The organism is Pseudomonas sp. CF161 (assembly GCF_000416215.1).
In the GTDB taxonomy this organism is placed as follows: Bacteria; Pseudomonadota; Gammaproteobacteria; order Pseudomonadales; family Pseudomonadaceae; genus Aquipseudomonas.
Genome location: NZ_ATLP01000121.1, coordinates 1 through 14,563, shown reverse-complemented (window position 1 = coordinate 14,563; position 14,563 = coordinate 1). Strand labels below are relative to the sequence as shown.

Annotated in this window: 12 protein-coding genes; 3 read left to right on the top strand and 9 right to left on the bottom strand. The window is 65.0% G+C overall.

The features are described from left to right. Window positions 1-206: 206 nt before the first annotated feature. Window positions 207-1,262, top strand: coding sequence for an AraC family transcriptional regulator (locus CF161_RS29070; protein ID WP_020300209.1), 1,056 nt, complete (start codon window positions 207-209; stop codon window positions 1,260-1,262). 10 nt (window positions 1,263-1,272) lie between these two features. On the opposite strand, the gene CF161_RS29065 is transcribed toward CF161_RS29070, so the two are convergent. The 8 genes from CF161_RS29065 to CF161_RS29030 all read right to left on the bottom strand — a co-directional run bounded on the left by CF161_RS29065 (window position 1,273) and on the right by CF161_RS29030 (window position 10,264). After that, on the bottom strand, window positions 1,273-1,590 hold the full coding sequence (locus CF161_RS29065) for a DUF3144 domain-containing protein (protein WP_020300208.1): 318 nt from the start codon (window positions 1,588-1,590) through the stop codon (window positions 1,273-1,275). A gap of 51 nt (window positions 1,591-1,641) precedes the next feature. After that, window positions 1,642-2,793 (bottom strand): M50 family metallopeptidase, encoded by a 1,152-nt coding sequence (locus CF161_RS29060; RefSeq protein ID WP_020300207.1) that lies wholly within the window; start codon window positions 2,791-2,793, stop codon window positions 1,642-1,644. 115 nt (window positions 2,794-2,908) lie between these two features. Then, window positions 2,909-3,937 (bottom strand): RNA 3'-terminal phosphate cyclase, encoded by a 1,029-nt coding sequence (rtcA, locus tag CF161_RS29055; protein ID WP_020300206.1) that lies wholly within the window; start codon window positions 3,935-3,937, stop codon window positions 2,909-2,911. Window positions 3,938-3,946: 9 nt separating this feature from the next. Beyond that, the gene (locus CF161_RS29050) at window positions 3,947-4,735 is read right to left on the bottom strand and encodes a nucleotidyltransferase domain-containing protein (protein WP_020300205.1); all 789 of its coding nucleotides are present in this window, start codon (window positions 4,733-4,735) and stop codon (window positions 3,947-3,949) included. Window positions 4,736-4,747: 12 nt separating this feature from the next. Then, window positions 4,748-5,389: a hypothetical protein gene (locus CF161_RS29045; RefSeq protein WP_020300204.1), complete on the bottom strand. Its 642-nt coding sequence runs from the start codon at window positions 5,387-5,389 to the stop codon at window positions 4,748-4,750. Window positions 5,390-5,402: 13 nt separating this feature from the next. Next, complete coding sequence (locus CF161_RS29040; protein WP_020300203.1) at window positions 5,403-6,752, bottom strand: hypothetical protein; 1,350 nt, start codon at window positions 6,750-6,752, stop codon at window positions 5,403-5,405. A 4-nt stretch (window positions 6,753-6,756) separates the two neighbouring features. Next, window positions 6,757-7,983, bottom strand: coding sequence for an RtcB family protein (locus CF161_RS29035; RefSeq protein WP_020300202.1), 1,227 nt, complete (start codon window positions 7,981-7,983; stop codon window positions 6,757-6,759). Window positions 7,984-8,713: 730 nt separating this feature from the next. Next, entirely contained in the window at window positions 8,714-10,264 is a 1,551-nt protein-coding gene (locus CF161_RS29030) for a TROVE domain-containing protein (RefSeq protein ID WP_020300201.1), read from the bottom strand. A gap of 204 nt (window positions 10,265-10,468) precedes the next feature. Here CF161_RS29030 and rtcR point away from each other — a divergent pair, with 204 nt between their 5' ends. Continuing rightward, the gene (rtcR, locus tag CF161_RS29025; RefSeq protein WP_020300200.1) at window positions 10,469-12,076 is read left to right on the top strand and encodes an RNA repair transcriptional activator RtcR; all 1,608 of its coding nucleotides are present in this window, start codon (window positions 10,469-10,471) and stop codon (window positions 12,074-12,076) included. 34 nt (window positions 12,077-12,110) lie between these two features. Here rtcR and CF161_RS29020 read toward each other — a convergent pair whose 3' ends face one another. Further along, window positions 12,111-12,521 carry a PaaI family thioesterase gene (locus CF161_RS29020; protein ID WP_020300199.1) on the bottom strand — a complete coding sequence of 137 codons (411 nt, stop codon included), beginning with the start codon at window positions 12,519-12,521 and terminating at the stop codon, window positions 12,111-12,113. Window positions 12,522-12,700: 179 nt separating this feature from the next. Here CF161_RS29020 and CF161_RS29015 point away from each other — a divergent pair, with 179 nt between their 5' ends. Continuing rightward, window positions 12,701-13,501, top strand: a complete 801-nt coding sequence (locus CF161_RS29015; protein ID WP_020300198.1) for a DUF4349 domain-containing protein — start codon at window positions 12,701-12,703, stop codon at window positions 13,499-13,501. Window positions 13,502-14,563: the final 1,062 nt, after the last annotated feature.

Genomic DNA, 14,563 nt, shown 5'->3' with positions numbered 1-14,563 from the left:
AGTCGCGAAGTAGCAAAGCACCGTGCACCGCAGCGGCCCAGCCCCAGCACCGGCGCAGCACCCACGCCTCGCAGCCATCGCCCGCAACCCGCACGCTCAAGCAGCGCCTGCCCTGGTCGGAGTACCGTTACGCCATGGGCAGACGTAACAAGGTATGACAATTGCTTGAATTATTTTCATACACACCATGACGGTCTTTCATCTCCATGTTCCAGAGCCTGCTTTCGCCCTCACCGTTGAACGCCTCGGGCACCAGCAATCGTGGAGTCTTGTCGGCCGCTGCCAATGGCCTGGACGGCTTTATCGTGCAGCATGGCGGGGACCTGGACCGGGTCTTCGGCCGCTCGGGGATCGACCCCGAGCAACTGCTGCACCCGACCCTGAGCCTGCCGCTACCCAACTACTGCCGGGTGCTGGAAGAAGCCGCCCGGCAAACCGAGTGCGACAACTTCGGCCTGCGCTATGGCCAGCAGTTCCAGCCCCAGGCCCTGGGCCTGCTGGGCTATATCGGCCTGTGCTCGGCGACCCTGGAAGAGGCTTTGGTCAACTTCGCCGCCGCCTTCCCCTTTCACCAGCACAGCACCCTGATCCAGCTGGTGGACCAAGGCGACTGCTACCGCTTTGACTATCAGGTGCGCCACGGCGCCATCAGCGAACGGCGCCAGGACGCCGAATTGACCATGGGCATGGCCACCAACCTGGTGCGTCATGTGCTGGGGGCGGACTGGGCGCCGCGCGAGGTGTGCTTCGAACATGCCAAGCCCCAGGACTGGCACGCGCACCGCGAGGCCTTTCGCAGCGATGTGCGCTTTGGCCAGGCCTGCAACTCGGTGCTGATTCCCAAGCACGAGCTGTACGCCAAGGCCATGCCCGGCAGCGACCCGATGCTGCTGATGCTGATCAAGGATGCGATTCGCCAGCTGGGCGACGGCGGGCGCGAGGTCAGCCTGCTGGATCAGGCGCGCCAGGCGATCCTCGCCACCCTGCACCTGGGGGAACCGTCACTGGATGAACTGGCCCGCCGCCTGGAGCTGTCGGAGTGGACCTTGCAGCGCAAGCTGCGCGACTGCGGCCTGAGTTTCACCCAACTGGTGGACCAGATCCGCCAGGAATCGGCGATCAACCACCTGCAACAACAGAACCTCAGCGTGACCCAGCTCGCCTCCCTGCTCGGCTATTCGGAAACCAGCGCCTTCTCACGGGCGTTCAAGCGCTGGTTCGGCCTCAGCCCCAAGCAGTGGCGCAGCGCGGCCCACGCCTGACACCGGGCTGTCAGTGGTCCTGGCGGGTCATGTAGCGGTCGAAGTTCTCGATGTAGTCGGTCAGGTTCTCTTCCATCATCAAGCGAAATTCCTCGACGAAATAATCCACCGCCTGCTGCTTGGCCGCCGCCAGCTCCTCGGCATTGCGGCACCCACAGGCGCTGACCCAGGCGCTGAAACGCGAGTTGGCGTACATCAGTGATGCGCTGGTCTTGCCACGGCTGCTGTCGGCGATCTGGGTGTTGGCCAGTTCGATAATGGCGTCAGCGCGGTTGTAGAAATCCTGATCCGTTTCGTTAGCCGGCTGGTTGGCCGCTTCGTCAGTCATAGGGGCGTTCCTCATCAATGGGCGGAAAAAAGCGCGCCAGTATAAAGAGGTTTAGCGCCCGGGGCCGAGGGCTTTCTCGGACCCGGCATAGGCACTTCCCGGCAACTGGCGCAGGCTGGCGGCCAGCAGCCGCTCACTGTGGCCCTGGGACAGCACCGGGCTGTTATCCGCCGCCTGCTGCGCCTGCGCCAGATAGGCCTCGGCCTGCTGCGGGCGCCCCTCAAGCAGCGCGCGCAAGGCCTGGCACCGTGGGCGCAGCCAGGGCGCGTACCAATCGGCATCGGCGCTCAGGCGGCTGTCATTCAACAGCGTCGCATCCTGCTGCTGGCAGGCCTGGCAAAAGGCCAACTCGGCGCGCAATAACTCGATCAAGGCGCTCATGCCGTGCAATTGCCCGGTCCGGGCCTTGAGCAACGCGTCCAGCTCCTGGCTCATCTGCGTCGCCGCTGGCCAGTCGCCGCGATCCTGGGCCGCATTGAGCCGGTAGCTGAAGGCCATCAAGGGTTCGGGCATGGCGCCCTGGTCCAGCAACTGAAGATCGGCCACCGGCAGTTGCCCACTGGGCACCCCAGCCACCGTCAAGGCGGTGAGGCGCGCCTGGGCCAATGCCGCACTCTGGTCGTCGCGATGCCGATACCAGGCGATCAGGAGCACGCCGTCGCTGGGCATCACGTGCCACGACGGCAGCAGATTCGCCAGGCCCATGCTCAGGTTGATGGCGGCGAACGCGAGGCACATTGCCGCAACCACCGGGGATGCGTACACGCCCAACCCCAGGGCCAGCAGCCCGACCACCAGGTTCGATAGCGGCCCCATCACGGCCACCAGCATCCACTGCGAGCGCCAGGGACGCTGCGGATTGGTCGCCGGAATGACATAGCCGCCCAGGCGATTGCGCTTGAGCTGGGGCGACCAGCGCGCGCGCCAGCCACGCCGCTGCACCTGTATCTCCAGCGCCGCGATCCGCACCAGCAACACCGGCATCCCCGCCAGCCGGGCCCCCAGGTAATGCCCGCCCTCATGCACCACCAGGCCGATGATCCCCAGCACAGTGGCCAGGGCCAGGGCCAGGAACGGTTGCAGCCCGGACTTGATGCCGAGGCCCAGAATCATCGCGGCGATAAACCAGCCACTGATCGATATCAGGCGCTGCAGGAGATTGAGCACTCTGTTCAGGGCCTTGAGCCCCTTGCTGCCTTGCATTGCGCGCGTCCTTGAGTGTGAAGCCGATGGTCATCCAGGCGCGCAGCCTGCCAGTTTCTGCCCTGGCGCTTCAAGCGCCGATTGCCACTGGCCGCCCACGACGCAGGCGACGCAATCAGGCGCTGGGCCGGCACGCCACCTGCAACAGGTTTTCGGCCTGCTGCCGGCATTCGATGCGCACCGGCAAAAAGCGCTCGATCACTGCAATATTGCTGCGCAGATGATCGCTCATGCGTGGCGTGGTAAAGCTGCCGCCCCCGGCCAGGGCCATCGGCAGCAGCAACTGGTCGGCCAGGTGCTCGGCCACGGCCGCTTCGCTGTGCAGCCATTCGCGAGCCTGGTCGACGACCCGGTCCGCCACGGTCTCGGCACGCACGCTGGTCTGGCCAAAGCCACTGAAGACTTCGGTCAGGTGCTCAAAGGCGAACTCCAGCAACAGCACGTTGCCCGGGCCCTGTTCCTGGTCGATCTGGCTCACCTGCAACTGCTCGGCAGCAAACCCCAGGCGCTTGGCGACTCGATCCAGCTCGCGCTCGGCCACGCGCCACGGCACGCCGGCAATCAAGGCCGTGGCGCGTTGTTCAAGCAGTTTTCCACGCTGGGGCAGGTGCAAAGGCTGCAACGACGAAGGCTGCACGAACAGGGTCAGTTCGCCACCGCCCGCGGGCACAAAACCGTGCCGCAGCAGTTGCAGCTCGACCTGCGCGCCCATGCGCCGCAGCAGCGGCAGCCAGGCCCGTTCCAGGGTATCGCTGGGGGGCGCCATCGGGTTGTGGGTGCCGCCGCTGATGGTCACCCGGCTCGGTTGCGACGCATGGAGCAAGGCCGGCAGCAAGGTCTGCAACACCAGGGTGCAACTGCCGGCGCTGCCGATGGCGAAGCGGTAGTCGCCACCGCGAATCGCCCCGGGTTCGAACGTCAACTGCTGCGAACCCAGCTCGGCCCCTTCGACCCGGGCCTGGCACACCTCGGCCGCCGCCAGCACCGAAGTCAGGTGTTGACGCAACAGCCCCGGCTTGCTGCGCCTGGCGCGAATATTCTTAATCCGCAGCCCACGGCCGGTCACCATCGACAAGCTCAAGGCGCTGCGCAATACCTGCCCGCCGCCGATGGCGCCGTCTATTTCAAGCACATCCTGTTTCATCACCCTTCCTCAGGCGTAGTGGCCAACCATCTGTCTCAGGTAGGCATCCAGCACGCTGTTGTCTGCTTGGGTGCGGGCCAGCTTGGGCACCGCACGTGCCAATTCCGTTTCGATAAACCGATGCAGGGCCGGGCGTCGCGGGCCGTAGGCGGCCTCATCGGCGTTGCGCTTGAGCACCAGCAGCTCGGCCACTTCCGCCAGCAGCGCCGGATCGTCGACGGTGCCCAGCAGGTCGTCGAAGGTCATCGGCGGCCGGCCACGGCCCTGGTCGATCCAGCGCACGGCGAGCAACGGCCGCAGCACGTAGAAGTACTTTTTCAGGCGCACGCTGTCGCCTTGCAGGTAACCGCGAAAATTCTTCCTGGCCATCGACAGGTAATGGCTGCGGGCCGCCGGCGGGCTGTAGAAGGCTTCGGCCAGCTCCCGCAGGCGCAGGGTCGCGGCGCTTTCGCTGCGGTACACCAGGGGCGAGTCGAGCCACTCGAGCAGGGTCGGGTTGGACTTGCGCAACAGCCCGAGGGTCTTGCGCAGTTCCCAGCCGCTGACGTCCAGTTCGTCGTCCAGCGGGCGTTCGATCACGTCCCGCGGGGTGTCGACCTGGATAAACCACTCGGGCTTTTCCACGTACACAAAACGCACGTCATAGTCGCTGTCGGTGGAGGCAAAACCCCAGGCGCGGCTGCCCGATTCACAGGCGTACAGCACCTTGACGTTACGCTCGCGCTCGATGCGTTCCAGCTCTTGCAGCACCCGCTCGCGCATCGCGGCGTCGAGGGGGTGGCGTTGTTCGAAATCCATGTTGCTCTTCCTTTAATCAGTTGCGCTGGCGACCAGGGCACTGAGGGTCCGGCGCCGAGGGTTCCACACCGTCATGCACCAGATTCCCCACCACTCCAGGCCGCTGGCGAAATAGTCGCTCCAGGGCGGGTTGTCGTCGCCGTCCTGCCAGTCGAGGACAAAGCCGTCGACCCAATTGATCACCTGCACCCCTTCTGCGGCTTCCAGGCCCAGCAGGTTGCACCACTCGTGAAACAGTGCCCGGGCCTCCTCTTCCCCACCCTTGAACCGGGTGCCATAGGGGGGCCGGCGAAAGCCGTGGTAGAGCTCCAGCGGTTCCTGGGGCGGCTCCTCGACCCGCAACAAACGCTGCACCTGCTCCGCCGTCAGGGGCGTGGCCTGGGCCCGATACGAGTCCCAGGTCATGCTGGGCGGCGGACGCTGAGCGTATTCCGGGTTCTGGATCAAGGCCCGGTGCCACTCCAGCTGGCCGTGCATCAAGTGTTCATGCAACTGCTGCAAGGCCTGGCGATGCAGGGCCTCGTCCACCTGAGCCTCGGCCTCGGGTGCCAGCAGCACGAACTCGAAGACGCAACCGGCGGCGTCCATGCGATTTCGCAGCGAGGCGCAATGGGCCTGCTCGATGCTCTGCAGCAGGGTTGTCTGTCTGATCACGCTCAATCCTTTTCTAACGCAGGCGGCTGACCGTGCCAGGGCTCAGTTCAGCGGCCTCTTCCATTGTCTGCAGTTGTTGCAGCAACGCCTCGCGCAGCGCCTTGGGCGTATGCGCGTCGGCCAGGGTGACACGGCCCCGGCACCAGCCCTGGACACAGGTCAACCAATAGGCACGATCCGCGCCGGCCCGGGCCTGACGCTGCAGCAGGTACTGCAACTGATAACCCCGGGGCCACAGCGTCATCAGGGCCGCCCGGCGTTGTGCCGGCAAGCCTTGCCAGCCCGCATCCAGGCGCTGGCGCAGCGACTCGTCGAGGCGCCGCCAGGGTTGTTCGCGCAGCAGCTCCACTGCCCGCGTGAAGACCTTGTCCGACTCATCGTCCAAGGCCGCCAGTTGCTGCTCCAGGCCGCGCTCGCCCAAAGCCTCCAGGGCTTGCAGACGCACCGACGCCAAGGGCGATTGCAGGGCCTGGCACAGCAGCGGGTCGGCCGCCGGCTCATTCAACTCCCGGGCCAGGCCCACCAACCCCAGCCATTCACGGCGCGAAGCCGGCGCTGGCCGGGCCAGCCGTTCCAGCAACACCTGGCGCGCCTCCACCTGCCATTGCGGCGCCGCCCAACGGGCCAGGCAACGCATGGCCGCCGAATCATCCAGCAGGGCGCGTTGCAGGTACGCCTGCGGCGCCTGCACCAAACCGAGCAATCGGCGCAGGGCCTTGACCCGGACACTGGCGCCCCGGGTGTGCAGGGCAAACTCCAGCAACGGCACGGCCTGCTCCAGGGGCAATGCAGCGCAGGCCTCCACCGCCAATTGGCGCACCATCATGTCGCGGTGGACCAGGGCCCGGCGGATCAGCGCCTCCGGTTGCGCCGTGGCCTCGTGCAGCAAGGCGAACAAAAAGCGCGCCGGCTTGCCCTGCAGGCTGACGCACGCCGCTTCGACCTCGGCCCGCACCTCGGGCGCCTTAAGCACGGCACGCGCCGCCGTCAGGGTCGCCAGGTGATCCACCCGCTGTTTGTCACCGAGGGCGATCAACGGCCCCAGCGCCTGCAACAGCAGGCCGACGTACTCTTGGCGCAGGTAGGGCTCGACCGCCGCCGCAGCCAGTTGCCGAACCTGCGGCACCCAGTCATTGAGGCGCAGCAGCAACGCCGCCAGGGCCTGAGCCGAGGGCCGCTGGCCCAGGGCGCGGACCGCCACTTCCCGCACATAACCCCAGCGAAACTGACTCAGGGCACTCCAGCCCTGGTGATCGTCCGGGCCTTGCAGGGCGGCGATCAGCTCATCGAGCTGATCGGCTTCATAGGGCCGCTGCTGCCATGACTGGCTGCGCAGCTGCTTGAGTTGGGTGATGCAATCCATGTTCTTATCCCTTGACGCACACCACCTGACGCAAGGTGTGCAGCACTTCCACCAGCTCGCGCTGGGCGTGCATGACTTGATCGATGTCCTTGTAGGCCATCGGTATTTCATCAATCACATCGGCGTCCTTGCGGCATTCCACATGGGCCGTGGCGCGGATCTGGTCCTCGAGGGTGAAGGTGTTCTTGGCCCGGGTCCGGCTCATGGTTCGGCCGGCACCGTGGCTGCAGGAGCAAAAGGCTTCCTCGTTACCCAGGCCACGCACAATGAAACTCTTGGCCCCCATGGACCCTGGAATGATCCCCAGTTCGCCCTTCTTCGCCGACACCGCGCCCTTGCGGGTCACCAGCACCTCTTCACCAAAGTGCCGCTCTTTCTGCACGTAGTTGTGGTGGCAGTTGACCGCTTCCAGCGCCACTTCGAACGGTTTGCTGATCACCTGGCGCGTCGCCTTGATCACCGCCAGCATCATCAGCTCGCGGTTTTGCCGGGCAAAATCCTGAGCCCAACCCACAGCCTCGACATAGTCCTCGAAGTGCTGGCTGCCTTCCTCGAAGTACGCCAGGTCACGGTCCGGCAGGTTGGCGATATGTTGGCGCATATCGGCCTGGGCCAGGTGGATAAACAGGTTACCGATGGCGTTCCCTACCCCACGGGAACCGCTGTGCAGCATAAACCAGACCCGGTTCGCTTCATCCAGGCACACCTCGATGAAGTGGTTACCACCGCCCAGGGTTCCCAGGTGCTTGCGGTTGTTGCTGTTGGCCAGCGCCGGGTACTTGTCGGTGATGGCCTTGAACCGTGGATCGAGCGCCGCCCAGGCCTGGTCGGCCTGCTGCGGAATCTCTCCCCAGGCGCCTTTATCCCGTCCGCTGCGGGGCGAGGTCCGGCCATGGGGCACGGCCTGCTCGATGGCGCTACGCAGACCCAGCAGGTTATCCGGCAGGTCGGCGGCGGTCAGCGAGGTGCGCGCGGCAATCATTCCGCAACCGATATCGACCCCGACCGCCGCCGGGATGATCGCGCCCTGGGTCGGGATCACGCTACCAATGGTCGACCCCTTACCCAGGTGCACATCGGGCATCACCGCCAGGTGCTTGAAGATGAACGGCATCTGCGCGGTGTTCATCAATTGCTGCTTGGCTTCGCTTTCCACAGGCACGCCCTGGGTCCACATCTTGATCGGCTTACCGTTGGCCACTTCCAGCAATTGATAGGTTGTGTGTTCCATGTTCTCGACTCTTTTCCGTAGGCCGGCGATCCGGCACAAAATGTTCAGACGCCTGGTTCAATCAGTCAGGCAAACCACTGCAAGCCGAAGCCCGCATCCACGGCGACAAGGGTCAGGTGAAACATTGCAGCACGCTCTACCGTTGAGCTAGCGCCGTGAGGCGCACGGGAGTCGAACCCGTTACCACGCTGTTCTGTAGTTCCACCGGCATTCGCCGGGTCAATCGATAAAACCTGCAAGCCTGGGCCTGCTGGCAGCGACAAGGGAACAGGCACATTTGCTCTACCGACTGAGCTACCCGTTTCCGGGGCGGGGCTCGAACCCGCGACACAATGTAGTACCTGTGGCATTCGCTGCCTCCCGCCGAGGCGGGTCAAAAGGTGCGACGACTAGGGGGCGTGGAAATAGTGGTTGGTGTTCTGCCCCTTGAACTACAGCGGTCTTTCAACCACCGGCGGGAGTCGAACCCGCATCACGAACCGGGGATGTAGTTCCACAAGCATTCGTCGCATAAAACCGCAAATAGGTGGCACGACAAAAGGTGTGACTGAGTAGCCGGAATCGAACCGGCGTAACCATGATGTACAGCCACGGGCATTCGTGCCTTCAGTGCGTGTGACAAGGGTTTGGCGAGACGCCGTCAATGTAGTCCCGCCGGCATTCACACACGCCGAAAATCAATTTCTGTTGCGCCCGCCGGGTCAGCGGCGGACGACTGTTGTTGCCGCGATCAGAGCGGCATCGCTTCGATCGCTTCGACCCAGTGCCCCGCACCGTAGTGGCCGGCGGTGAACTGGGCGATCACATCGAACACCGCATCACTGAAGCCGCCGACGTTGAGGATATCCTCGCGGTCCGTTGCCTGGGTGGTGGCGCCGGGTTGCATATCGATGCACACCAGCCGCGCTTGCGGGTTGATCTTCTTGATCCGCGCCCATTGCTGCATCGTCGCGCTGGCACCACGGCGCCGAGCGTCGATCCATGACTCGTTGTCCGAGACCAGGATCAGGGTATCGACCTTGGCCTTGGTATCGGCCAGCCGGGCCAGGGGCGCCGAGCAGTTGGTCCCGCCACCGCCGATGGCCGCCAGTTTCTGTGCATTGCTCATCACGCTGTCGCGAGGGTTGAGCGAGATATCCACCACCTGCACTTCAAACGGCATCACCCGCGCCGCCGGCTGCTTGCGCAGCACCGCTGCCGCCACCAGCGCCGCGACATCGATGCAGCGCACCGCCGTGCTGGCTCCCGGACGGTAACCGGTGACCGGGCTGTGCATCGAACCCGAGACATCCGGGCACACCACCACTGCACCTTGCAGCGCCGGCACGTTGGCCAGCGACAGCTCCAGGGCATCCTGCAACGCCTCGCGCACCACCAGCGGCACATCGTCGCCGGCCATGCGGTAGGCCGCCAGCAACTGGTACGGGTAGACCCGGGCCTTGGCCACCGCCTCGGCATCCGCCAGGCGCGCCGCCACATACTCGGCGCAACCGGCCACCTGGAACGCACCGTTGCGCGCCAGGGTGTTGAGGTTCATGCGCAGCGCCTGCCAGCCCATGTTCCGCGCCTGGGCCACCCATTGTTCCGGGCTCAGGGTCAGGTTGCTCAGCAACTGAAACGGCACCTGCGGTATCTGTGTGCTGGCCCCGCTGCGAAACATCAACAGCGAACGGGTCAGCTCCGGCAGCGCCGCAACGTCCACCGGCTTGCCGATCAGCCAGGCGAAAAACGCTGCACGCCAGGCTTCCTTGGGTTTGGGGTGAACCATCTTCACCACATCCGCCAGCGACGGCTGGTTGCCCACCGAGGCTTGCAACAGTTGGTATTCGCTGGCGCTGTTCAACCAGTTCTGCACCAGGCGCTTGGGTTGCGAGCCCAGGGATTTACGCCCGGTGGCCCCGCTGCGCAGGATCTGCACGAAGTTGCGCAGCATCTTGCCGTTGTCCACCACCTGCTCGAACAGCTCCGGCACCAGCGCCGAACGTTGTGCGGTCAGGGCCGAGAGCATCAGCGCCGGCATGTCCTTCATGTGCCCTTTGCGCCGGGCATACAGCGCGGCCTTGGCCACGTAGCGGCTGTCGAGTTCGGCCACCAGTTGCAGCACGTCGGCCAGTTGGCTTTCGGCCGAGGCGTAAAAGGTCTGGTTCAGGCAACCGGTCACTGCCAGTTGCGCCAGTTTGTGCTTGGCACTGTAGGCGTAGGCCGGGGCCTGGGCCGCGTTCAAGGTGTCGCAGGCTGGCAGGGTGACCGGTTGGCGGTTGAACAGCTTGAAGTTGGCCATCGTGGCGTCTCGCTCTGTTGTCTCGTTCGTTGCAAGAGATATTGCAGAGCACGTGCCAGGTTTGTTTTTCTGGCTGAATTTATTTTTAAACCACTGATTTATATAGTTTTATTTTTACAAAAGAATTTAAAGAGCATTTTAGGCAAGCGCCGCACCCTGGATTTATTTATCCTTGCATATCGCCTTTTATCCAAGAATATAAACATGCCCGCCAAGCGCACGGTCGCCATCGGCTTTATCGGCTCCAACCTCGATCGCGTCGGCAAGGGCGCCAATCGCTGGAGCCATTGGCGGCCCAGCGTCGGCCTGTGCCAGCAGGACGACCTGCTGCTGGATCGCCTGGACCTGATCCACGGCACCGAAGCCCGCGACCTCGGCCTGGCCGAACGGGTGCGCGAGGACATCCGCCAGGTCTCGCCGCTGACCGAGGTGCGCCTGCACCCCATGCAGCTGCGCAACCCCTGGGACTTCGAAGAGGTCTACGGCGCGCTGCACGACTTCACCACCGACTACCCGTTCGACACCGAACACGAGGACTACCTGGTGCACATCACCACCGGGACCCACGTGGCGCAGATCTGCTGGTTCCTGCTGACCGAGGCGCGCTACCTGCCGGCGCGGCTGATCCAGACCTCCCCGTCCCGCCGGCGCAACCTCGACGAGCAGGCCACCGGCACCTATGCCCTGATTGACCTGGACCTGTCGCGCTACGACCGCATCGCCTCGCGTTTTGCCCACAAGCGCCTGGAGGGCCTGGCGTTTCTCAAGTCCGGGATCGCCACGCGCAACAGCGCGTTCAACCGCTCCATCGAGCAGATCGAACGGGTCGCGGTGCGCTCCAGGGCGCCGATGCTGTTGATTGGCCCGACCGGCGCCGGCAAGTCGTTCCTGGCACGCCGCATCTACGAGCTCAAGCGCAGCCGGCATCAGGTCGAGGGACGCTTTGTCGAGGTCAACTGCGCCACCCTGCGCGGCGACGGCGCCATGTCGACCCTGTTCGGGCATATCAAGGGCGCCTTTACCGGGGCGCAAAACGCCCGTGACGGCCTGTTGCGGGCGGCGGATGGCGGCATGCTGTTCCTGGACGAAATCGGCGAACTGGGGGCCGACGAACAGGCGATGCTGCTCAAGGCCATCGAGGAAAAACGCTTCTTCCCCATGGGCTCGGACCAGGAAGTGGCGAGCGACTTCCTGGTGATCGCCGGCACCCACCGCGACTTGCGCGGACGAGTGGCCGAGGGCCTGTTTCGCGAAGACCTGTATGCGCGGATCAACCTCTGGACCTTCGACCTGCCAGGGCTGGCCGGGCGCCGTGAAGACATCGAGCCGAACATCGATTTCGAGCTGGAACGCCATGCCCGCGAACAAGGGCGCCTGGTGCGCTTCAACCTGGAGGCGCGGCGCCGCTACCTGGCCTTTGCCAGCTCCGGGGAAGCGGCCTGGCTGGGCAACTTTCGCGAGCTGTCGGCGTCGATCACGCGCATGGCAACCCTGGCCGACAGCGGGCGCATCGACGAAGCCCAGGTCGCGGAGGAAATCCAGCGCCTGCGCTATGCCTGGGGCCTGACCCAGGAAGACGACGACCTGGCGCCGCTGCTGGCGGACGCGGCGCAACTGGACCTGTTCGACCGCCTGCAACTCAAGGCCGTGATCGACGTCTGCCGCCAGGCCGGCAGCCTGTCCGCCGCCGGCCGCCAGCTGTTCGGCGTGTCCCGCCAAGCCAAAGCCACCCCCAACGACGCCGACCGCCTGCGCAAATACCTGGCCCGCTTCGACATCGACTGGAAAAAAATCAGCGAAACCCAGCCTTGAACCTGTAGCCGCTGCCCGAGCCTAGCGGCAGCGGCTACAGAGGTACGGCGAACACCGCGTTGGCGCGGGCGACGGGGCGATCGCCGACGTGCAGGCTGACGGTGGCGAACGCCATTTGCCGGCCGCGCTTGGAGTGTTCCAAACGGACGTCGATCCACTCCCCGACCCGCACCGCGCCGAGGTAATCGAGGGTCATGCTGGCGGTGATCAGCGGCAACGGCGGGTCGCTGGAGAATGCCATGGCGTAGCCCATGCCGATGTCCGCCAGGGTGGCGATGATGCCGCCGTGCACCGTGCCGCGTCCGTTGGCGTGGCGCTGATCGGCGCGCAGGCCGATCTCCAGTTGCAGGCCAGTGCCGCGGCTATAGACCGGGCCGATCAACTCCAGCAACGGGCTGCTGCGCGACAGCGGGCTGTAACCGTGGGGAATGTCCGGGGCGTCCATGGGCGAAATCCTTTAACAAGAGGAGCCTGATATGTAGTGCACCCAGGCCCCACTGCCCAGCTGTATCAGGCTGGCAAATCAAACCCGATAAGCCAGACAAAAGCCCTTCCCAAGCGGCCGATCGGCGGTAAGATGCGCGCCAGAAAAAACGTCACGACCCACGATCTCAAGGAACGACCATGCACCACCCGGATGGCACATCCACCCCCCTGCGCCGCCTCGCCCTCGTCCTGCTGAGCAGCCTGACCCTGAGCGCCTGCTCCGGCGGTGGCGACTCCTCCTCAGCCGAACTCGCCGGCGCCCGAGGCAAGGCCGGCGCCCTGCTCGCCTACGAACACCAACTGACCCTGTCGCTGCCCGCCGACCTGGTGTCGGCACGCCTCACTGCCACCCGTGAAGCCTGCGAAAACGCCCAGTTCGGCGCCTGCAACGTGCTGCGCATCGAAAACGGCAAGTACCGCTCCCAAGTGATTGTGCGCATCGTCCCCGACGGGGTGGAGCCCCTCGTCAAGCTCGCCTCCCAGGGCGCGCAACTGGCCGAACGGGTCACCACCGCCGAAGACCTGGCCGACGCCGTCGCCGACGTCCAACGCCAGCAGGAACGCCTCAAGGCACAACAAAAACGCCTCGACGAACTGGCCGCGCGCCGCGATATCACCGTCAGCGACCTGATTGCCCTGAGCAAGGAACAGGCCGCCATCGAAAACGACCTGCAAGCCCTGGCCCAGGCCGCCGCCGGCCAACAACGACGCCTGGACACCAACCGCCTGACCCTGAACTTCGAACCCACCGACAGCAGCGAAGGCATGTCCAACCTGCGCCAGGCCTTCAGCAACATCCTCGGCAACCTGGCAGACGGCACCGCCAGCGCCGTGGAAAAAATCAGCCACGCACTGCCGTTCGTGATCCTGGCCTTCCCCCTGGCGCTGATCTGGGTCTGGCTGTGGCGCAAGTTTGTGCGTCGCCGTAACCGAGATTGAAGTTCGGGCCCGCAGGGCCCGCTGCAGCCGCTCGCTGGCCGTATATCGGGAACGCTCAGGTCCCGCTCCAGGCCGGCCGCAAGGCCGCCGTCCCGCTCTTGATTTTGCTTTTGATTTTGATCTAAGCGCCTCGTTAAACCACGCTGGCCGAGCGCAGGCAGTGAGCCGTGGGCAACCCGGCAGGACGCCGGGTTAGCCGCGCTGGGCCAGGGATGGCCCATCGCGGCGGCCCACGGATCAATGCCGGAGTGAGGGCATGCCGAGCCGAAGCGAGGCACCGAGTGGTGGGGCAAGAGCCCTTTGGTTACTTTGGGGCTTTTCCAAAGTGACCCGCCGTAAGGGCGGAACCCATACCCGCCCACCCCCCAATAACGGATCTGCCCCCGACTAAATCCAGCGGAGCCCACATGCCCCAACTCCCCTACGCCTGGGCCAAATCCCACCGCATCCTCCTACGCCAAACCGAGGCGGGCACCGCACTCCTGGTCAGCGGCAACAGGGGCCCGGACACACCGAAAACCAGGCCGGCCGGAGGGCCGCCTTGCTTTTGATTTTGATCTGAGCGCCCCGTTAAACCACGCTGGCCGAACGCAGGCAGTGAGCCGTGGGCAACCCGGCAGGACGCCGGGTTAGCCGCGCTGGGCCAGGGATGGCCCATCGCGGCGGCCCACGGATCACTGCCTTCGTTCGGGCATGCCGAGCCGAAGCGAGGCACCGAGTGGTGGGGCAAGAGCCCTTTGGTTACTTTGGGGCTGTTCCAAATGTAAGAGCGGAACCCATAGCAGCCACACCCGCAGCAATGGATATGTACACCCATAAACCCGAGGCGCAGGTTTTAGGGCCGCTGCGCGCCCCAGCGGGAGCAAGCTCCCTCGCCACAACAAGCTCCTTCACCATAGCCAGCGCCCTCGCCACAGCCAGCTCCCTCACCTCAAAAAACGCCCTTGCCAGAGCAACGAACCAGCTCCCGCACCAAATCCCCCAGCACCACCAGCCAAAAAGCTCACCCCTGCAACGCCAAAGCCAACCGCTCCAACCCAATCCCAAACCCCGCCCCCTCTC